This is a genomic window from Piscibacillus halophilus (assembly GCF_900110685.1).
In the GTDB taxonomy this organism is placed as follows: domain Bacteria; phylum Bacillota; class Bacilli; order Bacillales; family Alkalibacillaceae; genus Piscibacillus; species Piscibacillus halophilus.
On sequence record NZ_FOES01000001.1, the window covers coordinates 1 to 19,171 of the forward strand.

The following is a 19,171-nucleotide window of genomic DNA, read 5'->3' on the forward strand; positions in this document are numbered from 1 at the left end:
GTTTGGGTTTTGTTCAAGTAGGTCCATTTGTTTAGCATTAAAAATTGTATTACTCATGTTTAAACACCTCTTTATCGTTAATCCTTACCAGCAGTAGAAATACACGAGACTCCTACGGGAACAGCACGAGCTGAAAATCACCCAAAGTGAACGTTAGTGAACTTTGGGAAGTTGAAGCCGTGCCAGTGGAAAGCGAAGTGTATTTCCACTGCGGCAGATCATAAAATTCTTTTGATAAATCGTCCTAGTTATGACTAATTTCATTATAACAATGAGAGATAATCAACATAACAAAACCCCAGTTAGGAACTTTTTTAATTAGTCCACTAACTGGGGGGGTATAGTTCCGCTCAAAAGCTGGCTTTTTTATTTGCGTTAATTTCAACAATTTTATTAACGATAAGGGATTTAGTCGTGTTAACGTTTAGATTGTTGTATACTAATTGGTGATAGACGAGAACCTTCGAGGTGATATTCATGTGGGATAAAATACAAATATTTGGATTTCGGGCACTCTGGAGTCCTGAAATTATTTTCATAACACTTATTCTAGGTTTACTATTTTACTTATTTACAGGACCTTTAAAACATAAAGCTGGATTAAAAGAAGGACCGACACGAAAACAAAAATTTTATGTATACATCGCTTTAATCCTATTTTATATTGTTAAAGGATCACCATTGTACTTATTATCACACATCGTATTAATGGCACACATGGTCCAAATGGCTGTGTTCTATTTAATAATCCCGATCCTTATCATTAAGGGATTACCACAGGAATGGTGGAGGAAAATCTTCAAGACTCCTGTAATTAAACAAATATTAAACTTGTTAACGAAGCCATTAATCGCTGTACTTTTCTTTAATGCAACATTCTCTCTATATCATATACCAGCGATTTTAGATTTTTCAAAAACGGATAATTTAGTTCATTGGTCTGTCACGTTATTTATATTCTTTGCAGCTTTTTGTTTCTGGTGGCCATTAATCACACCACTTGAAGAACAAGAATATATTAAACCTTTATATAAAATTTTCTACATTTTTGGAAGCGGAATATTAATTACGCCAGCTTGTGCGTTAATTATCTTCGCAGATGCACCATTGTATGCGACTTATTCGGAACCTGACGCCTTTATGCAAGCTATGGCACTATGTGTTCCAATCGATGTATTGCAAAATATGACTCTTGGTGGACCTCAATTATTTTTAAATATGCCGTTAGTATATGACCAACAAGCAGCAGGAATCATCATGAAGGTATTACAAGAATTAATTTATGGTGCAGTATTAGCTCGAGTTTTCTATAATTGGTTTAGAAAAGAAAATCGCGGGATTGACCCATTACCATCACAGCAAAATTTAACGCCGAATTATGAAAGAGGTTGAGGAAAATGAATTTGCCACTTTTACCGACGATTAGTACATCATTTATTGTGATTAGTGCAATTTTTATTGCAATTGGATGGATTTTAATTGCTCAAAACAAACGAAAACAGCATAAATATGTCATGATTACAGGTGCTGTTTTTGCACTATCGTTCTTTATTTTGTATATGTCACGTACGATTTTTATTGGAAACACTAGTTTTGGCGGTCCGGAAGATATGAAAATATATTATACAATCTTTTTGATTTTCCATATCTTTTTAGCTACAACTGGTGGTGTGTTTGGAATCGTAACGTTGATTTTAGCATTTAAACGAAATATTTCTAAGCACCGAAAAATTGGACCTATTACTAGTGTTATCTGGTTTTTTACAGCCATTACAGGTGTTGCGGTTTACTTGCTCCTATATGTTTTATACGAAGGAGAGCATGGGCAAAATTTATTCCAAGCTATCTTTGGATAAAAAAAGCGTTCTGACAAAATGTCAGAACGCTTTTCTTATATTTTTAGATTCCATTTTATAATTCCAGCTTCTTTAGCTGAATTAAACAGGATGACGACAAGTGGACCTAAGAAGAACCCTAAAAATCCAATTAACTGTAATCCTAAGAACATGGCAATTAAAGTTGGTAGAGGGGATAAACCGATATGGTGTCCCATTACTTTAGGTTCAATCGTACGTCTGATTGCTAGTAATATAATGGCAAGAATGGCCAACTTAGTTCCTAAAACTACGTCACCTGTAATAAGCATATACAATGACCAAGGTCCAAGAATAATGATGGACCCAATGATCGGGATTAAATCAACCAACCATATAATGATTGACATGATCAAAGCAACTTCAGGTGTAATAAGTAATAGACCTATTAAAGAAACTGTGAAAATGATTATACTAACTAGAAACTGTGCTTTAAGAAAACCAAGTAACACATATGACAAACGTGCGTTCATGAATTTGAATTTTTCTTTAGTTTGTTCAGTCATCATTCCGTAAAACTTATCTCTTAAGTTAGGTAAATCTAGCATAAATAAAAATAAAGCAATTAAATAAACTAGTAAACTGATGAGAAAGTCCGGAATCTTCATGAAGAGTTGGGTGATACTTTCGACGTAATTGTATTCTTGTAATGTTTGCCCATAAGCAGTTAAATTTTCAGTAATACGCTTTTCAACAGATTTAATAAATTCATCAGGCCATTCTTCAGTAAAGGCATCCAGTTTAGTTTGAAATTCCACTAATTCAGATTCAAGATCGTTTATGTAAGCAGGGATATTTTCTGTGATCTTAATGACTTGACCTACCACTTTTGTCGTGGTGTATGTACCAATTGTCGCTAAGATTAATATAAACACTAGAAAAACAATTGTAACTGAAAGCTTCCTAGAAATTCGAAACCGTCTAGTGTTAAACCGCACTAAAGGGTTTAAGAACAAAGCCGTAAGAAAAGCTAAAATAAGTGGGACTGAAATTGGTAAGATAAAGTAGGCTAGTAACAAAAGTAGTAAGATATATAGAGCAATCGTCCATTGTCTTTTAGTAATATTTTTGAACAATTAAACCTAGTCCCCTTTCGTACTTAAAATCGTCATATAAGGACTCAGCTATATTAGCTGAGTCCTTAATATGTTTTTCCTAATTAGCCTCTTCTTCGATAAATTGTTTTAATTGATTGTCGACATTAGAAAGTACGCGATCTGCTTTATCGATAATATTTTGAGGGAAACCTTCTTCTTCACCGTATTCTACGCCGTGAGGGTAGTGGTGCTTACCTAATAGTGGAGTGAGTAGTTTGATGACTGCTTTTCCTGAGTCAACATCTCCTTCAACGGCATAACCACTTACTCGGATGTAATAAGTAATATTTTTTTCTGGGGAATTCACTTTTAAATCGTACGTGACGCGTTCATAATCCCATTGACCAGCTAAAACAAAACCATTTCTTTCCATGATATATGTTAGTGGTTGTAAGTCTAATACAGTGTCTTTAATTTCATTGTTTTCTAATTTCATTTCATTCACCTCTACAATAAGTTTCATTAAATTCATCATATTATGAAACCGTGAATTTATCAATTATTTAAAAGTAAATATCGGTAATGTGTAACATTTTAGTCAAATATTAATTGGATTTCTAGAATGATGAACACAATAACCCATTTCTACTTATAATATTATAGCAGTTCATAAAGTAAGAAAGGGTGATGAATTATGAATCGTTTAGATTTACCTGAAGAAGTTCGTGAATTCAAGAAGTTCGTTCAATCTAGGCAAGGGCTGGTTGATGATGTCCGTCGTGGTAAATATAGCTGGCAAGAACTTTTCGATATATGGTATAAACATGGAGAAAAAGATCCGTTATGGGAAAAGTATGAACTAATTACACCACAAGATGATCACAAAGACTCTGAATCTGGTTCTGGAAAATTCTCGAACTTATTGGACATGGTATCAAAGATTGATTTTGACCAATTTGAAAAACAGGTTAATAATTTATCCAAGACCATTGATCAAGTCCAAGGATTTCTTCAAAAGAGGGGACATCATGACCCTTATCAACAGTATAACCAAAGAAAACGCTTCTTTTAACATGTAAATTCAGTATTGGTAATCTCACCTTCATTTTGATAAGATAAAAATATGGAGGTGAGTATATGCTCGCTAATATGGAAGTAATTGATGCACTTGAGCATGCAGAAAAGTTAGGCAAAATGATTAAGCAGTCAGAGGACTTTCACATATACACGAAAAGAAAACAAGATTTATACCAGGATTCAGAAGCTCGAAAACTGATGGATGATTTTGCTAAAATGAAAGAACATTATGAGGATGTACAACGCTTTGGCCGTTATCATCCTGATTATAGCAAAATTATGAAAGAAATTAGAGAACAGAAGCGTGATTTAGATATGCATGAGACAGTAGCGATTTATAAACAATCTGAAACTCAGCTTCAAGGTTTATTAGATGATGTTTCTGAGATTGTGGCAAATGCTATCAGCCCAAATATTAAAGCACCTAGAGATGGCATAGCTCTAAAAGATACAGGATCTGGTTGTGGTTGCGGAAGTGGCGGCTCTTGCGGTTGCCAGGCCTCTTAATCTCGTAAGAAATGAGGTAATAAATATGATAACAAAACGCCAAGGTTTAGTCGTTTGGGTGAAACATCATAAATATGTCAAACGCCTTCGAAGGTATGGCCATTTAATTTATGCTTCTAGAAAGCAAAAATACATCCTTTTATACGTCAACCAAGATGATATTGAAGATATTATGGAACAAATCAGAAGGTTGAATTTTGTAAGAAAAGTTGATTTTTCTTATAAACCTTTCATTGATACCGCATATCAAAAGAAGGGTGAAGTAGAAGAAAAAGAATATGAAGTCAGAAGTATTTACTAAAAAACTGAAGCCTTTTAGCCAGGCTTCAGTTTTTTTGTATTTAAGAATAGATTTTCAGTTTAAGAGCGGATAATATGATTTAACCTTAAAACTGCGATTAATTGCTGATAGTATAGTTCGAGTTCATGATATGTATCAGAAGGTGGAACGACTAATTCAATGATCGGCTTATTTATTTGTTCGCTGAGTTCTTTAAAGGCGTCATATCTTACATTTGAAGTGTTTCCTTCGGGCTTTGGGATGCCTTCTAGGCAAATATATATGGGTTGAAAATTCCCTTTTTCCGTCGGATTAAATACAGCAGCAATAGAAGTCTTTTCTTCGTCATTTTTAATGGTGTGGAATGCTAATAATTGATGTACGCGTTCAGGCATTGATTCGACTAATGTTATTAACTCATAAACGTCCCCATAACCATCTCCAAGTTTTATAAAACGCTGTGTCATATTTTTACCTCCTCGACTCACTTTTTTTAATGTAGCATGTTTTAATTATTTTGTGAATTAACATAGTCACTTTTATAACCTTTTGATAAAATAAAGTCGACTAAACTCGAAATATGAATTTTTGAGGAGTTATGGTTGTATTTAAATATATATTTAAAAGAATAATAAAAGTAACCAAAAAAAGTGGCTTTTCTTTAATCTATTGATTAAAGAAAAGCCACAACTCTCCGTCATTCAACAGAGAGAGTACAAAAAGGGAGAGGAGAAACCGGAAGAAGGTCTTATGGGGAATGATAAGACTTTCTCCGAGTCGAACGGATTCCTCTTAGTTCCGTTCTAGCAGTTATTATTACCAGAGGAGTGAAATATATACATCTAAAAAATAAAAAAGTTGGTGATGAAAATGAGAGTTATAGCAGGGGAATTTAAAGGGCATCCTATATTAGCTGTTCCTAATCAGAAAACGAGACCGACCACTGATAAAGTGAAAGAGGCTTTATTTCAAATGATAGGACCCTTTTTCGATGGTGGACTAGCATTAGATTTGTTTGCAGGTAGTGGTAATTTAGGAATAGAAGCTATGAGTCGTGGGATGGAGCACGTGACGTTTGTTGACCATCAATATCACGCTATTCAAACGATCAAACATAATATTCAGTCACTAAATTTACAGAGTAGAAGTGAAGTCTATCGTAATGATGCTTTTCGTGCAATAAAGGCTGCAGGGAAACGAAATAAAGTTTATAACTATATATTTTTAGACCCACCGTATAGAAAAGCTTCATTTGATAAACTATTATCAGCATTATCTGAACATGGTGTATTAGAAGATCGATGCATCGTCGTTTGTGAGCACGCATCGGAAGAGCAATTGCCAGATTCTTTCGAAAGTTATACAATGTTAAGGCAAGAAGATTACGGTTCATTGACGCAAATTACTATCTATCGATTTGATAAATGAGGGGGATACATATGCCAAAAACAGCGATTTGTCCAGGGAGTTTCGATCCAATTACATATGGTCATTTAGATATTATTCGTAGAGGGGCTAAGATCTTCGACCATGTCATTGTTGCAGTTTTCAATAACCGTTCTAAATCACCACTTTTCTCAGTGGAAGAACGTTTAGAACTCATTAGGGAAGCTACAAAAGATCTTCCAAATGTGTCTTGTGATGTTAGTCAAGGTTTATTAGTTGACTATGCACAGAAGAAAAATGTGGATGTGATTTTACGTGGCCTCCGTGCGGTGAGTGATTTTGAATATGAAATGCAGATTACATCGATGAACCGTAAGTTAGATGAAAATATTGAAACATTTTTTATGATGACAAACAATCAATATTCTTTCTTAAGTTCTAGTATCGTTAAAGAAGCGGCTAAGTATCAATCTGACGTTTCAGATTTAGTACCGGAAGTTGTTGCAAACGCGTTAAAAGAAAAATACAAGTAAGTGATTTATAATAAGTTCCAGCTCTAATAGTCAAATTACTATGACTGATAGAGCTGGTTTTTGTATAAAGATAGTTTATATACTGAATTAAGAAGCTTATTTCACGGTCTTCTTAATCTTGAATAAATAATCGTGCAGCCAATGGCTAAAGCGGCTAATGATATTAAATAACCATATTGATCTAACCAATTCCACAAATCGAACCAAAAATAGTGATGTATAGTCTGACCTTCTGAATCAACCGTGATGTCATAAGGTGAAAACGCATTTCGATTTAAGTATAGTGGTTTAAATAATATAATCGTTAACCATACTGAAAATACTATGTGTAGTAGTCGTGCAAAAAAGTAAGGTGCAAATCTAATATCTGTGGAAGCTAATATGCTGGCTACTTGAGCTTGTATCGAAAATCCATTAAATGCAAGAACGGCGCTGACAAATACAAGTTGAATGAGTAATGATGCGTTGTCCGTTTGGGAAATCATTTGAGCTCCTAATGTTATTTCAAATAAACCTGTAATAAAAGGTAACGATAAACCTTCATGAATGTTAAACCAATCCAATACTTGTCCTAACAATATACTTATATTGTTAGTAATTCCAGTTAAAAACAATAATTTATTCATCACTGAGAATAATATGATGAATCCACCAATGGTTACTAATGTTTGAATGGAAGAAGAAACGGCTCGTCCAAGAACCTGCCCAAGTGGTTCATTCTTTTTTAAACGTTCGTGGTGAAGGGTATTCCATGCACGTCTAATAAATGATTCACGTTGATCATTGGTTTGTTTTTCGGTTTGGGTTTCTCGGTACTTATAAAATCTCATACAAAGCCCAACTAATATCGCGCCTACATAATGACTAATGGCTAGTAATAAGCCAGTTTTAGGGTCATGAAAAAATCCGATTGATATAGCTCCAAAAATAAATAAAGGATTAGAGGCATTCGTAAATGATACTAGACGTTCGGCTTCAATTTGAGTTAAGACACCCTCTTGACGAAGTCTAGATGATATTTTAGCACCTGAAGGATACCCGCTAGCTAGTCCCATGCCAAGGACGACTCCCCCAGAGCCAGGAATATTAAATAGTGGTCTCATTAATGGTTCTAAGATCATCCCTATAACTTTTACAATCCCGAATGCTAGCAATAATTCTGCTATAATAAAAAAGGGAAGCAAGGAAGGGAATACGATTTCAAACCATAGCTTCAGTCCTCTAATAGACGCTTCTAGCGATTCATCAGGAAAGATAATAATAGCGACTGCTAAAAATATAGTACTAACAGTGTAAAAAATGGTTCTTATTTTATTTAACACAGGGATTCCTCCTATAGCTTTCCTGGCTGTACGAATAGACCATTGCATAGTAAAATATAATGAATAATGAAACAGGTTACGTCTTATACACTATACGCGGAATGGTCGAGTATATATGCATAGAAGAGATTATTTTTGACAGGAGAGAGGCATATGAGCCGACCAAAAATTGGATTAGCATTAGGTTCTGGTGGGGCACGAGGATTTTCGCATTTAGGTGTCATCAAAATCCTTGAAGAAAATAAAATTCCAATTGATTATATTGCTGGAAGTAGTATGGGGGCTTTAGTAGGGGCCTTTTATGGAGCAGGACAATCCATTGATCAAATGTATCAATTGGCTTTAACATTTAAAAGAAAATATTTTATGGATATCATGGTTCCTAAAATGGGTTTAATCCAAGGGGAAAGGATTAAATCTTACATAAAAATGTTTACTTATAATAAAAAATTAGAGGACTTTAAAATTCCTGTTTCCGTTGTCACGACTGATATTTATAGTGGTGAAAAAATAATCTTTCAAAAAGGAGATGCTGCATCTGCCGTAAGAGCGAGTATTTCGATTCCTGGAATATTTGTCCCTGAAAAAGTAGATGACCGTTTGTTAGTTGATGGTGGCGTCATAGATCGAATTCCGGTATCAGTGGTTAAAGATATGGGGGCCGATCTTGTGATTGCAGTGGATTGTTCAAAATTTGAAGAAAACACAGATGTTCATTCTATTTACGATATCATTATGCAGAGCATTGATATCATGCAAAATGAAATTACAAACTATCGCATGGTGGATGCGGATATTGTCATGCGTCCAGAAGTTTATTCATATAGTTCTAGAAACTATACTCAAATTGGAGAAATAATTCAAAAAGGGGAGGAAGAAGCTAAGAAGCATATTCAGTCAATAAACAAAGCTATAAAGGATTGGAAGGATCTTCATGAAAATAAATAAAAAACAATTATTGTTATATTCAATCATAATAGTGGCAGTTCTTTTTTTATCAAGCTATAAATTAGATTATTATATATACCAACCTGGTGGTATTTATGCTTTGGATGAAGTTGTTGAAGTAGATCAACGATTTGACAGTGAAGGAGAGCTTCATTTAGTGACGGTTCGTGGTGGTCAAGCAACCCCTATTTATTATTTGTGGGCTAAAATTCGCCCTCATTATCAAATATATGATTTAGAGCAAGTCAGGCCTGAGGGTATTAGTCAAGAAGAGTATATGAATACGCAGCTTCATTTTATGGAGTCATCACAAGAAGCGGCAACAGTTGTGGCTTATGAAGCGGCCGATAAAGATATAACGATTGATTATCAAGGTGTTTATATTATGGCTGTTGTGGATGGAATGCCTGCAGAAGGACACTTGATGCCAGGAGATCAAATTATTGAGATGAACGGTCAAAGTGTGACGTCCTCTCAAGAAGTTATGGATTTGACATCATCTTATACGAAGGGTGATGAAATAGAATTGACAGTTATTCGAGAGGATCAAGAACAAAATGTCTCATTTGAATTAGATACCTTCCCTGATGAACCTGATCGAGTTGGAATGGGAGTTTCTTTAGTGACAGACCGAGAAGTTGAAGTGAACCCAGATGTTCATTTTAATAGTGGAAGTATAGGAGGACCAAGTGCCGGTTTAATGATGTCATTAGAAATTTATGATCAGTTAACATCTGAAGATATTACAAAAGGTTATCAAGTCGCAGGTACAGGAGAAATAGATTATGATGGAAAAGTATATCGAATCGGTGGGATCGATAAAAAAGTAGTAGCAGCTGATCGTGATGGAGCAGAGGTATTTTTTGCGCCAAATGAAGGTGGAATAGAAGGTTCGAATTATGAAATTGCAAAACAAACGGCAGAAGAGATTGGAACAGACATGGAGATCGTTCCAGTTGATACATTCCAAGACGCATTGGATTACTTAAATAATTTGGAACACAAATCATGAGATGTTTTTAATTATTCATTTAAGGAAATTAAAAAAGAAATGCCATTTTCATAAGGCATTTCTTTTCTTTATATCATAATAGGTCCACGAAGCTCTTGTTTTTTTAGTTGTTGTTTGAATTTTGGAGATAATGGACTGTAATAAGCGTCTGTCGCTTTTTCTTCTAATTGAAGCATTGGGTGATTTAACTCTTGAATATTTGAAATGAGTGGCACATCCATTTCCTTTTTAACAGATTGAATATATTGCCGTCCGTTTTGATTCATTCCCAGTATTCGAAGGTAAGGTGGTTCGGTTAGAGCTTTGTAAGGCTCTAATTGTTCATGAGTTGTATTAGTTAATAAATGGACGAACATACGTTGCAGTCTTGTCCAGGTGTATCTTTTCGTTTTTAGAAGGGTCATCCAATGATGGAAACTACCAGCTTCTTGTACCGTGCTTTTTAATCGATACTCTAACCCTTCTATAACACCATGAATATTTCTTAATTCCTCATGTGTTTTGGTTTGTATTAGGAGCTGTAAAAATGGGAAATAAATTTCCCATTCATGCCAGGAGTGATAATCTTCTTTATATTTCTTAATTTGTTGTGCCGTGGCATAAGGTAAAGCATTTTGTATGTTATTAGACATAGTACCCTGGGTTAATAACTCTTTACGAATACTTGTAGCACTCGCTATCTCATGCTCAATCTGTTCATCATGATATCCACTTTTAGTTCGCTTAATCGTTTCGGGTTTGATGGAGGTTTGTAGTTCTTTAATGGCTTTGACATAACTAAAGCCCAATATGTTATTTGGTTGTCCAAGATCAATTTCTCCAGAAGCTAAATCAATGGTCTGGTAAGCATTTTTACTAGCCTGTGGGAAAGACAAGCCTTCACTTAAAAATTGGTGTAGCTGTTGCTGGAAATATGGTTTATGCTTTAAGTAATGATCGTAACCTTCTAAGAAAGGTGTGATATTCCCTGCCTCACTCCCAAAACAAACATAGTCGACATTTAATTGTGATAGTGTTAAAATAGCACCCCTTGCGAATAAGTCAGAATATTGGACAGCATAAACAAACGGTAGTTCTAAAACAATATCGACTCCGTGTTGTAACGCCGCTTTTGTACGATGGAATTTATCGATAATGGCTGGCTCACCGCGCTGTAAAAAAGAGCCACTCATAACTGCGACCATCACATCAGCGTTGGTGCGTTCCTTAGATTGTTCAACGTGATAGACATGTCCATTATGAAAGGGATTATATTCAACTATTAAACCACATGCCTTCATGTATAACACCGCCTAATTATTGTACTAACTCTAATTTAGAATGATTAACATATAAAATCAAGATAAACTTGACTAAAAACTGTGGTGTTAAGAAAAAATATTGACAAAAGGTTCATTTCCTTTTACAATAACTCTTGTTGCCTTGAGGTGATATTATGAAATTTTCCTTACAAAAAATTAAAAGAGAAGCTCCATATGATTTTGAAGATACAGTAAATGTAGATGAATTAGAAAGTATGGACAATGATATTCGGAACATTACAGATGTAAAGGTAAAAGGTGAAGCGACCGTGCAAGGTGAATCATTTACGTTTCGCTACACGGTTAAAGGTACGATGACCTTACCTTGTGCACGAACGTTAGTAGATGTTCCATACCAATTTGATGTTCAAGCAGTTGATCGATTTACAACAGTTGAGTATGAAGCGAAAAATAATGAAGATATTCATTTTATTAATCAAGAAGTGCTTGACTTACTGCCTTATATCAAGGAAAATATTTTATTGGAAGTTCCAATTAGAGTTTATAGTGATGAGGCAACGATCGACAATATCGTTTCTGAAGGAAGCGGTTGGGATCTTCTTCAGGAAGATGAACATGAAGAATTAAAAGCAAAACATGAAGAAGAGGGAAAAGAAAAGGTAGATCCTCGTTTATCTTCATTAAAAAACTTCTTTAATGACAAAAATGATTAATGTTCAAGGAATCCCACTTTTGATATATGGGATCACTTAAAGGGAGGTGTAACACATGGCAGTACCAAAGAGAAGAACTTCTAAAAAAGTGAAGCGCCAACGTCGTACGCATAAGAAATTACATTTACCAAACATGGTAGAATGTTCAAATTGCGGTGAATATACTAAACCTCACCACGTATGTAAATCATGTGGCCACTATGATGGTAAAGAGGTTGTTGAAGAGAAGTAAGAAAGAGATGTCTCATCATTGAGGCATCTTTTTTTATATAACCTCAGTTATAGATTTTAAGGGAGAGGAAACTATGGGAGATAGTTTATTAAAGGTTTACCCTGAACAGTTTGCGGTATTAACATTAAATCGACCTCATAAATTAAATGCTGTATCTAAAACCATGATTCATGAACTAATTGAGCAAATAAATGAAATTGAACAAACACATGAGATGAAATTTTTGATTGTAACGGGAAGTGGAAATAAAGCCTTCTGTTCTGGTGGTGATTTAAATGATTTCCACGGGGATTTGGAAGAGGAAGAAGCTTATCAAACATTGAAACCAATGCAAGAAATTCTATACAAAATAGCTACTTTACCTGTACCAACTATTGCTTGGTTAAATGGCTTGGCAAGAGGGGGTGGACTAGAGATTGCATCTGCTTGTGACTTCCGTTTCGCAGTACCTGAAGAGAATTTTGGGTTTATACAAGGTAAATTAGGAATTTCTACTGGCTGGGGTGGAGGAACGCTTCTTTATAGAAGGATTGATACACAATTAGCCTTCCAGTGGTTAATAGAAGCCGATTTAAAAAAGTCGGATGAACTTTTGAAAATGGGGTTTGTTCAAAAAATTGTGAATGATAGAAGTATATCATCAGATAATAAATTGTTAGAACCTTATCTAAATCGTAGTGCAGATCAAATGAGACTATGGAAAAGTCAACGACTAAAATACATAGATTTAGATCAACTAAAACAACAAATGGATGATGAAGTTAGAGCATGCAGTCGCTTATGGGTTTCAAATGAACATAAACAGGCTGTTCAGCAATTTTTATCCAAAAAATAATTTGTAAATCCTTCTAACCCCTTAATGAGTTGCATAGAGTAATATTAAAGTTAATAGAGTTAAGGGGTGTATAGTGATGTCAACGAGGCAGGATGCATGGACGAAAGACGAAGATTTACTTTTAGCTGAGACAGTATTACGTTATATACGAGAAGGTAAAACACAAATGAAAGCTTTTGAAGAAGTTGGAGAGCGTTTATCTAGAACGCCTCAGGCTTGCGGTTTTAGGTGGAATGCTAACTTGAGAAAGCAATATCGACAAGCGATAGATTTAGCGAAACAAAGTCGAAAGAAATTAAATGATTCCACAAGTGTATCTTTAAGCTATCCTCGATTAAAGGCATTTGATGAAGTTATCAATCAATTAGAGCAAATCAAAGGTGTCTATTATAATCAAGAAGGTGCTAAAGAACAGTATCAGGTAAGCTCCGAACAACTACAATTGAAACAACAGCTTGAACAGTATGAACAAATCATAGATGAAATATATGAGAAGGTCAGTGAAGTTAGAAAGAATGCCCAGAGTAAATAAAAACGCTCTTCCATCTTTAAAATAGATGGAAGAGCGTTTTTAAGGTTTATTGTTCATTTTGTTTTTCGTCTACGCCTTGTGGCATCCAAATAAATGGGTTTTCTCCAAAATCACGTTCCATTTCATAAGTAGCTGGTTGGAAGCCCATTTTCTCCCAAAAACCTTGAGAGTTTATTCTTGCATTTGTTTTAATTGGTAATCCATAACTTTTAGCGAATTCGACTAACTTTTTACCAAATCCTTTATGACGGTAGTTCTCAAGAACTTCTAATTTCCAAAGTTCTAGATAGTCTTGTTTTGGATCAAAGTAGTAATCATATTTTTTATCTACTTGGTATAAGCTCATTCGAGCAACTAAAGAATTACCATAATAAATTCCGAAGAACGGGGATTCGCTATTGTTTTCAATCATATTATGTTGCAAATCTTCTAGCATAGATAGTTCTTGGATACCGTACTCTTTAAACTTTTTAAATTCTTCAAGTGTTTTAAAATTAATCAGTAAACGTTCTACCTCGCCTGACATGTCTATAAGCCCCCTTAATCTTGCTAATCTCATTATAATATAAAATGAAATGATTGAAAATGAAAGCAATATAATAAATCTGAAGCAATTCGATTTTCATAGGTCTATTTTCTGATAAAATAAAAGAAAAGGACTAAGTGAGTGATATTCCATGGATATAGGAGTTATCGGATTAGGGTCAGTTGGGTTGTTCATAGCTTCTCAATTGTCAAAAAGACATCGTGTAACAGGTTATGTTAGAAGAACGGAACAGCAAAATGAAATTGTACGACAAGGGATTTTATTAGATGACCATAAATATGAAATAGATGTTAAAATCATTTCTGAGTTGAAGATGCATGATCTTTTAATCATATGCGTCAAACAAACTCAAATGGATTCTTTATTACCTTACATACAAAATTTAGATTCGACTCATATTTTATTCATACAAAATGGTTTAGGCCATGTTGAAAAAGTTAATGGTCTAAATCATGTTTTATTTTTCGGCGTGTGCCAACATGGGGTTACTAAAATAAATGATTATCAAATAAGACTTAATGGACTGGGGCAAATTCGTATTGGTTCTGATCAAGGCAGTAAGAGTGCAGAAATCATCCAACAACAACTAGATGATGAAAGTTTTCCAGTTTATTATGATCAAGATATCTTTTCTACCATTCAAGAAAAGTTGGTGGTAAATAGTGTAATTAACCCGCTTACGGCTTTATTTGAAATTCCTAATGGTGAAATTTTAAAAAACTCGTATTTGAAGAGTATGGCCAAACAATTAACTAGTGAAGCAGCCAAAGCATTCTCACTTAATGAAGAACGATGCTGGGAATTAGTTCATACCGTTGCAGAAAACACCCAAGAAAACTACTCCTCAATGTTAGTAGATCTACAACAACATCGTTTAACTGAGATTGACTATATCAATGGTTATATCGTCAAACACTCAAAACATGATGTACTTTTACAACACTTTATGTACCAATGCATTAAAGCAAAAGAAATGAATCGATTGCAAAGGAGTTAGTTATGGATTATTTCGCCACATTAATTGCCTTGTTAGCTACCGTTCCATACGCCACATTTTTTGTGATTTTTTACATCTCAAAGAAAATTACAAATCAAGCGACTCGTTCAACCAAATTAGCAGCAGATTGGTCAAGCTTATTTTTTATATTGGCCGTCAATGCTCTTTTGTTTTTAATATTTGATTATTCTTTTTTAATATGGTTCTTGGTTATGTATATGGTGGCGATGATTATTGTTATAACGATTCAATGGCGTAATGAAATAGATGTGAATTTTAGGATGGCTTTTCGAGTAGTTTGGAGAGCTGGATTTATATTGTTAGCCATTAGTTATATCGTGTTATTACCTATTGGAATTTATATGACATATTAATTTCAAAACATATGATGTGAAAATTCAATCGTAATTCGTTACAATAACAAACGGAATTATCATGCGAGATCGTCAAAGGAAGGTATTAATATGAATTGTCAACCGATCGAATTAAAAAAGCAATCATCTTTAATAAAAGATTATCGAAACCGAAGCGAAAGTATTTTTACTCATTTTCATTATGATCCGTATCAATTGAGGAGCTTTAAAAAGCGTTATGAATACTTAATGCATCAAACATATCAAAGAGATAAATTAGCTGATGTGTTAATATCACAAAATCAAAAATGGGGGTTAACTGAACAAGTAAAAGATCATATAGAACAAATAAGAAATCCTGAATCGGTTGTGGTAATTGGCGGTCAGCAAGCCGGCCTTTTAACTGGTCCACTTTATACCATTCATAAAATTGTGTCTATTATCCTTCAGGCTAAGGAACAACAAGAACATTTAGGGAAGCCGGTCATACCTGTTTTTTGGATAGCTGGAGAAGACCACGATTTTGAAGAGATTAATCATATATTTGCGATGAAGGATCAAAGGCTAAAAAAATATAAGGTGAAATCTGAATCTCTTGATAAAAAACCAGTATCAAAGCGAATAATCGATGTAGAAGAAATTAAATCATGGGTAAACCAATTATTTTCAACTTTTAAAGAAACAGAACATACTAAACACCTATATCAATCAATTATTAACGCTATTCAACATGGTGATTCGTATGTAGATTTCTTTGCAAAAATGATTCACCAAATGTTCGCTCATGAGGGGTTAGTATTAGTTGATTCGGATCACCCAGATATTCGATGTTTAGAGAAAGATTATTTTATTCAATTAGTTGAACATCAACCTGCTATCGCTCAATCCGTTGTTAATCAACTTAAAGAGCTTGATTCAAAGTCTTATTCGATAAATTTAGATGCAACGACAGAAGATGGGCATTTATTTTATCATATGAACGGTGAACGCCTTTTACTAGAGGTGGAAGATGGACGATGGGTATCAAAGGATGAGCAAGTTTCCTTTACTCATGAGGAATTAGTTGAAGAAATTCAAAAGAAACCAGATCAATTTAGTAACAATGTTGTAACACGCCCGATCATGCAGGAGATGGTATTCCCGGTACTATCCTTTATTGGTGGACCCGGAGAGATTGCATACTGGTCTACTTTAAAGCCAGCTTTTGAAACATTAAATTTGCAGTTTCCAATCATTACGCCGCGTCTAACGATTACATTGTTAGACTCTAAACATCAACAATGGTTAAAACGTTTTGGATTACCATTTGAACAAGTAATGACTGAAGGAACTAATCGTTATAAAATTAATTGGTTAAAACGCCAGACATCTTCACCGATTGAAGATGTGGTAGAACAGGTTGAACAAGATATTGAATTGATTCACCAACCATTACAAGATCTGGCTTCTGAAATTCAAGTTGACCTTGGTGAATTTGCGCAGTCCAATTTGAAATTGATTCAATCTGAGTTAAAAAAACTAGAGAAGAAAATGATGAAAGAGGTAAAGCGGAAACATCAACATACTATTTCACAACTTGAGGAATTAAATGCCTATTATTATCCTCATCACAGCTTGCAAGAAAGAGTGTGGAATATCGTCTATTTCATGAATGAATATGGGTTGGATTTACCCAAGAAGTTGTTAGAGGTTCCACCCAGGTGGGAACAAGACCATTTAGTGGTAGAACTTTAACCACTCATCCACCACCATCCCCCACTACAAAATCCGATAACCAAATACCTCTTAAATTCGCGGTTTAAAGCATATCCAGATCAATTCTGGATATGCTTTTTTAATTTTTACTAAAAAAATTTAAAAATGAAGTGGTAGAAAGTGGGGGAATGTGGTAAACTAAATTAAAAGTGGGGCGAAGTCTATGTTCATGGGTGAATTTCAACATAATATAGATTCCAAAGGAAGAATCATTGTACCTGCCAAGTTCAGGGAAGGGCTTGGAGAATCTTTTGTCTTAACTCGTGGATTAGACAATTGTTTATTTGCATACCCACAAGAAGAATGGCGAATTCTAGAAGAAAAATTAAAGAAATTACCATTAACAAAAAAAGATGCCCGTGCATTTACTCGGTTCTTCTTTTCAGGAGCAGTTGAGTGCGACATAGACAAACAAGGACGTATAAACATTCCTTCGCCACTTAGAAAATATGCCGATCTAGATAAGGAATGTATTGTGATCGGGGTGTCTAATCGTATTGAATTATGGGCTAAAGAAAAATGGACAGACTATGTAGAGGAGTCCGAAGAGTCGTTTGCCGATATTGCAGAGAACTTAATGGATTTCGATATTTAAGTTAAAGAGGTGCCTAAATGTTCGATCACTACAGTGTACTCAATAAAGAAGCAATAGAAGGTTTAAACATCAAAGAGAATGGAATATATGTGGACTGTACACTTGGTGGGGCAGGTCATTCTAAAAATATTGTAAAAAAACTTTCATCTGATGGAAGGCTCATTGCCTTCGATCAAGATTTGAAAGCCATCCAATATGCAGAAGAAGTTCTGTCAGAATACCAAGATCGAATCACTTTAGTTCATGAGAATTTTGCTCATTTAGAGGAGGAACTTGATCAACTTGGTGTTAATGAAGTTGATGGAATTATTTTTGATTTAGGAGTGTCCTCGCCTCAGTTAGATGAAGCGGAAAGAGGTTTCAGTTATCAACATGATGCTCCTTTGGATATGCGAATGAATCAAGACAGCTCGTTAAGTGCTTATCAAGTAGTTAATGAGTGGGCATTTGAAGATTTGGTAAGAATTTTTTCGCGATATGGGGAAGAGAAGTTTTTCAAACAGATCGCAAGAAAGATTGAAAAAGCGAGAGAAAATAAACCAATTGAAACGACGTATGAATTAGTTGATCTAATAAAAGAAGGAATTCCAGCATTTGCAAGAAGGAAAGGTGGACATCCAGCAAAAAGAGTGTTCCAAGCTATTCGGATTGCGGTTAATGATGAACTAAATGTCTTTGAAAAAGCGTTAGAACAAGCTGCAAGAAAAGTAGCAATTGGTGGACGTATTGCTGTCATAACCTTTCACTCATTAGAAGATCGGATTTGTAAACAGTCTATGAAAAAATGGAGTTCTAGTCCACCTATTCCAAAGGACATTCCGGTATTACCGGAGGAAGTAGAACCCCCGTTTAAATTAATTACAAGAAAACCCATTATACCTAGTGAATCAGAGCTCGAGGAAAATCGACGTTCAAGATCAGCGAAGTTAAGAATTGTTGAGAAGGTAAAAGAATGGGAAGAACAATATTCTATTAATCGAAGGAGGCAATAACAGATGGCTGCTGAAGAAATTAGAAAGTATTCAATGATACCTGAAAGGAAAACGCAACAAACACCAAGTCCTAAGAAACAACGTTTTGTTAAGAAAGCATGGTTTACAAAAGGTGAGAAGTTATTATATACCTCCGGCTTAGTTATCATTGCCATTTCGATGATTTTCGTCGTTCAGTATTCTTCAAATGTTGATTCGGTTAACCGTGATTTGCAAAAAGTAAACTCGAATATTGAACAAGTAAAGACAGAGAATAATGCTTTACATGCTGAAGTTAAGGAAATGAGTAAACCAAGTCGAATTTTAGCTGAAGCTGAAAAACATGGTTTAACGATTAAAAATGCAAATGTGAAGCAGGCATCGCAAACTAATTAAGGGTGTT

General features: G+C 34.7%; 25 protein-coding genes. 19 read left to right on the forward strand and 6 right to left on the reverse strand.

Features of this window, described 5'->3' with window-relative positions:
- The first annotated feature begins 477 nt into the window (after positions 1–477).
- Together ctaG and BMY57_RS00010 are read left to right on the forward strand one after the other, a co-directional pair.
- Complete coding sequence (gene ctaG, locus BMY57_RS00005; RefSeq protein WP_091771961.1) at positions 478–1,392, forward strand: cytochrome c oxidase assembly factor CtaG; 915 nt, start codon at positions 478–480, stop codon at positions 1,390–1,392.
- Positions 1,393–1,403: 11 nt separating this feature from the next.
- Entirely contained in the window at positions 1,404–1,856 is a 453-nt protein-coding gene (locus BMY57_RS00010; protein ID WP_091772188.1) for a DUF420 domain-containing protein, read from the forward strand.
- A 35-nt stretch (positions 1,857–1,891) separates the two neighbouring features.
- Here BMY57_RS00010 and ytvI read toward each other — a convergent pair whose 3' ends face one another.
- Positions 1,892–2,950: a sporulation integral membrane protein YtvI gene (gene ytvI / locus BMY57_RS00015; RefSeq protein ID WP_091771962.1), complete on the reverse strand. Its 1,059-nt coding sequence runs from the start codon at positions 2,948–2,950 to the stop codon at positions 1,892–1,894.
- Positions 2,951–3,029: 79 nt separating this feature from the next.
- Positions 3,030–3,407 carry a YugN family protein gene (locus BMY57_RS00020; RefSeq protein WP_091772189.1) on the reverse strand — a complete coding sequence of 126 codons (378 nt, stop codon included), beginning with the start codon at positions 3,405–3,407 and terminating at the stop codon, positions 3,030–3,032.
- Positions 3,408–3,605: 198 nt separating this feature from the next.
- On the opposite strand from BMY57_RS00020, the gene ylbD reads away from it, so the two are divergent.
- From ylbD to BMY57_RS00035, 3 genes are all read left to right on the forward strand, one after another.
- Positions 3,606–3,983, forward strand: a complete 378-nt coding sequence (gene ylbD / locus BMY57_RS00025) for a spore coat protein YlbD (protein ID WP_091771963.1) — start codon at positions 3,606–3,608, stop codon at positions 3,981–3,983.
- A 65-nt stretch (positions 3,984–4,048) separates the two neighbouring features.
- A complete protein-coding gene (locus BMY57_RS00030; RefSeq protein WP_091771964.1) occupies positions 4,049–4,495 on the forward strand; it encodes a YlbF/YmcA family competence regulator in 447 nt (148 codons plus the stop codon).
- A 25-nt stretch (positions 4,496–4,520) separates the two neighbouring features.
- The gene (locus BMY57_RS00035; RefSeq protein ID WP_091771965.1) at positions 4,521–4,796 is read left to right on the forward strand and encodes a YlbG family protein; all 276 of its coding nucleotides are present in this window, start codon (positions 4,521–4,523) and stop codon (positions 4,794–4,796) included.
- A gap of 59 nt (positions 4,797–4,855) precedes the next feature.
- Here the strand turns inward: BMY57_RS00035 and BMY57_RS00040 are convergent, their stop codons facing one another.
- Positions 4,856–5,242 carry a DUF7147 family protein gene (locus tag BMY57_RS00040; RefSeq protein ID WP_091771966.1) on the reverse strand — a complete coding sequence of 129 codons (387 nt, stop codon included), beginning with the start codon at positions 5,240–5,242 and terminating at the stop codon, positions 4,856–4,858.
- Positions 5,243–5,639: 397 nt separating this feature from the next.
- On the opposite strand from BMY57_RS00040, the gene rsmD reads away from it, so the two are divergent.
- Complete coding sequence (gene rsmD, locus BMY57_RS00045; RefSeq protein ID WP_256205209.1) at positions 5,640–6,203, forward strand: 16S rRNA (guanine(966)-N(2))-methyltransferase RsmD; 564 nt, start codon at positions 5,640–5,642, stop codon at positions 6,201–6,203.
- Positions 6,204–6,214: 11 nt separating this feature from the next.
- Complete coding sequence (gene coaD, locus BMY57_RS00050; protein ID WP_091771967.1) at positions 6,215–6,694, forward strand: pantetheine-phosphate adenylyltransferase; 480 nt, start codon at positions 6,215–6,217, stop codon at positions 6,692–6,694.
- A 101-nt stretch (positions 6,695–6,795) separates the two neighbouring features.
- Here the strand turns inward: coaD and spoVV are convergent, their stop codons facing one another.
- Positions 6,796–8,016 (reverse strand): dipicolinic acid transporter SpoVV, encoded by a 1,221-nt coding sequence (gene spoVV / locus BMY57_RS00055; protein WP_091771968.1) that lies wholly within the window; start codon positions 8,014–8,016, stop codon positions 6,796–6,798.
- A gap of 153 nt (positions 8,017–8,169) precedes the next feature.
- On the opposite strand from spoVV, the gene BMY57_RS00060 reads away from it, so the two are divergent.
- Entirely contained in the window at positions 8,170–8,964 is a 795-nt protein-coding gene (locus BMY57_RS00060; RefSeq protein ID WP_091771969.1) for a patatin-like phospholipase family protein, read from the forward strand.
- Positions 8,951–9,976, forward strand: coding sequence for a SepM family pheromone-processing serine protease (locus tag BMY57_RS00065; RefSeq protein ID WP_091771970.1), 1,026 nt, complete (start codon positions 8,951–8,953; stop codon positions 9,974–9,976). Before BMY57_RS00060 ends, BMY57_RS00065 begins: the two co-directional genes overlap by 14 nt.
- Positions 9,977–10,044: 68 nt before the next feature.
- Here the strand turns inward: BMY57_RS00065 and BMY57_RS00070 are convergent, their stop codons facing one another.
- Positions 10,045–11,256 (reverse strand): nucleotidyltransferase, encoded by a 1,212-nt coding sequence (locus tag BMY57_RS00070; protein WP_091771971.1) that lies wholly within the window; start codon positions 11,254–11,256, stop codon positions 10,045–10,047.
- A gap of 155 nt (positions 11,257–11,411) precedes the next feature.
- Between BMY57_RS00070 and BMY57_RS00075 the strand changes: the two genes are divergently transcribed.
- The 4 genes from BMY57_RS00075 (at position 11,412) to BMY57_RS00090 (ending at position 13,550) form a co-directional block, all read left to right on the forward strand.
- A complete protein-coding gene (locus tag BMY57_RS00075) occupies positions 11,412–11,951 on the forward strand; it encodes a YceD family protein (RefSeq protein WP_091771972.1) in 540 nt (179 codons plus the stop codon).
- Between the two features lie 55 nt (positions 11,952–12,006).
- Entirely contained in the window at positions 12,007–12,183 is a 177-nt protein-coding gene (rpmF, locus tag BMY57_RS00080; RefSeq protein ID WP_091771973.1) for a 50S ribosomal protein L32, read from the forward strand.
- Between the two features lie 73 nt (positions 12,184–12,256).
- On the forward strand, positions 12,257–13,018 hold the full coding sequence (locus BMY57_RS00085) for an enoyl-CoA hydratase/isomerase family protein (protein WP_091771974.1): 762 nt from the start codon (positions 12,257–12,259) through the stop codon (positions 13,016–13,018).
- A gap of 76 nt (positions 13,019–13,094) precedes the next feature.
- Entirely contained in the window at positions 13,095–13,550 is a 456-nt protein-coding gene (locus tag BMY57_RS00090; RefSeq protein WP_277673783.1) for an RsfA family transcriptional regulator, read from the forward strand.
- Between the two features lie 46 nt (positions 13,551–13,596).
- Here BMY57_RS00090 and BMY57_RS00095 read toward each other — a convergent pair whose 3' ends face one another.
- A complete protein-coding gene (locus BMY57_RS00095) occupies positions 13,597–14,076 on the reverse strand; it encodes an N-acetyltransferase (protein WP_091771976.1) in 480 nt (159 codons plus the stop codon).
- A gap of 151 nt (positions 14,077–14,227) precedes the next feature.
- Here BMY57_RS00095 and BMY57_RS00100 point away from each other — a divergent pair, with 151 nt between their 5' ends.
- The 6 genes from BMY57_RS00100 to ftsL all read left to right on the forward strand — a co-directional run bounded on the left by BMY57_RS00100 (position 14,228) and on the right by ftsL (position 19,164).
- Positions 14,228–15,094: a 2-dehydropantoate 2-reductase gene (locus tag BMY57_RS00100; protein WP_091771977.1), complete on the forward strand. Its 867-nt coding sequence runs from the start codon at positions 14,228–14,230 to the stop codon at positions 15,092–15,094.
- Between the two features lie 2 nt (positions 15,095–15,096).
- Positions 15,097–15,468 (forward strand): DUF3397 domain-containing protein, encoded by a 372-nt coding sequence (locus tag BMY57_RS00105; protein ID WP_091771978.1) that lies wholly within the window; start codon positions 15,097–15,099, stop codon positions 15,466–15,468.
- Between the two features lie 90 nt (positions 15,469–15,558).
- Positions 15,559–17,181 (forward strand): bacillithiol biosynthesis cysteine-adding enzyme BshC, encoded by a 1,623-nt coding sequence (bshC, locus tag BMY57_RS00110; protein WP_091771979.1) that lies wholly within the window; start codon positions 15,559–15,561, stop codon positions 17,179–17,181.
- Between the two features lie 184 nt (positions 17,182–17,365).
- On the forward strand, positions 17,366–17,797 hold the full coding sequence (mraZ, locus tag BMY57_RS00115; RefSeq protein ID WP_091771980.1) for a division/cell wall cluster transcriptional repressor MraZ: 432 nt from the start codon (positions 17,366–17,368) through the stop codon (positions 17,795–17,797).
- 17 nt (positions 17,798–17,814) lie between these two features.
- Entirely contained in the window at positions 17,815–18,789 is a 975-nt protein-coding gene (gene rsmH, locus BMY57_RS00120; protein ID WP_091771981.1) for a 16S rRNA (cytosine(1402)-N(4))-methyltransferase RsmH, read from the forward strand.
- Between the two features lie 3 nt (positions 18,790–18,792).
- On the forward strand, positions 18,793–19,164 hold the full coding sequence (gene ftsL, locus BMY57_RS00125) for a cell division protein FtsL (RefSeq protein WP_091771982.1): 372 nt from the start codon (positions 18,793–18,795) through the stop codon (positions 19,162–19,164).
- Positions 19,165–19,171 lie beyond the last annotated feature (7 nt).

Bases quoted from the DNA above. Each gene is read 5' to 3' on its own strand.
- ctaG (WP_091771961.1), top strand. From the start codon at position 478: ATGTGGGATAAAATACAAATATTTGGATTTCGGGCACTCTGGAGTCCT.
- BMY57_RS00020 (WP_091772189.1), bottom strand. From the start codon at position 3,407: ATGAAATTAGAAAACAATGAAATTAAAGACACTGTATTAGACTTACAA.
- ylbD (WP_091771963.1), top strand. From the start codon at position 3,606: ATGAATCGTTTAGATTTACCTGAAGAAGTTCGTGAATTCAAGAAGTTC.
- BMY57_RS00030 (WP_091771964.1), top strand. From the start codon at position 4,049: ATGCTCGCTAATATGGAAGTAATTGATGCACTTGAGCATGCAGAAAAG.
- BMY57_RS00035 (WP_091771965.1), top strand. From the start codon at position 4,521: ATGATAACAAAACGCCAAGGTTTAGTCGTTTGGGTGAAACATCATAAA.
- BMY57_RS00040 (WP_091771966.1), bottom strand. From the start codon at position 5,242: ATGACACAGCGTTTTATAAAACTTGGAGATGGTTATGGGGACGTTTAT.
- rsmD (WP_256205209.1), top strand. From the start codon at position 5,640: ATGAAAATGAGAGTTATAGCAGGGGAATTTAAAGGGCATCCTATATTA.
- coaD (WP_091771967.1), top strand. From the start codon at position 6,215: ATGCCAAAAACAGCGATTTGTCCAGGGAGTTTCGATCCAATTACATAT.
- BMY57_RS00060 (WP_091771969.1), top strand. From the start codon at position 8,170: ATGAGCCGACCAAAAATTGGATTAGCATTAGGTTCTGGTGGGGCACGA.
- BMY57_RS00065 (WP_091771970.1), top strand. From the start codon at position 8,951: ATGAAAATAAATAAAAAACAATTATTGTTATATTCAATCATAATAGTG.
- BMY57_RS00070 (WP_091771971.1), bottom strand. From the start codon at position 11,256: ATGAAGGCATGTGGTTTAATAGTTGAATATAATCCCTTTCATAATGGA.
- BMY57_RS00075 (WP_091771972.1), top strand. From the start codon at position 11,412: ATGAAATTTTCCTTACAAAAAATTAAAAGAGAAGCTCCATATGATTTT.
- rpmF (WP_091771973.1), top strand. From the start codon at position 12,007: ATGGCAGTACCAAAGAGAAGAACTTCTAAAAAAGTGAAGCGCCAACGT.
- BMY57_RS00085 (WP_091771974.1), top strand. From the start codon at position 12,257: ATGGGAGATAGTTTATTAAAGGTTTACCCTGAACAGTTTGCGGTATTA.
- BMY57_RS00090 (WP_277673783.1), top strand. From the start codon at position 13,095: ATGTCAACGAGGCAGGATGCATGGACGAAAGACGAAGATTTACTTTTA.
- BMY57_RS00095 (WP_091771976.1), bottom strand. From the start codon at position 14,076: ATGTCAGGCGAGGTAGAACGTTTACTGATTAATTTTAAAACACTTGAA.
- BMY57_RS00100 (WP_091771977.1), top strand. From the start codon at position 14,228: ATGGATATAGGAGTTATCGGATTAGGGTCAGTTGGGTTGTTCATAGCT.
- BMY57_RS00105 (WP_091771978.1), top strand. From the start codon at position 15,097: ATGGATTATTTCGCCACATTAATTGCCTTGTTAGCTACCGTTCCATAC.
- bshC (WP_091771979.1), top strand. From the start codon at position 15,559: ATGAATTGTCAACCGATCGAATTAAAAAAGCAATCATCTTTAATAAAA.
- mraZ (WP_091771980.1), top strand. From the start codon at position 17,366: ATGTTCATGGGTGAATTTCAACATAATATAGATTCCAAAGGAAGAATC.
- rsmH (WP_091771981.1), top strand. From the start codon at position 17,815: ATGTTCGATCACTACAGTGTACTCAATAAAGAAGCAATAGAAGGTTTA.
- ftsL (WP_091771982.1), top strand. From the start codon at position 18,793: ATGGCTGCTGAAGAAATTAGAAAGTATTCAATGATACCTGAAAGGAAA.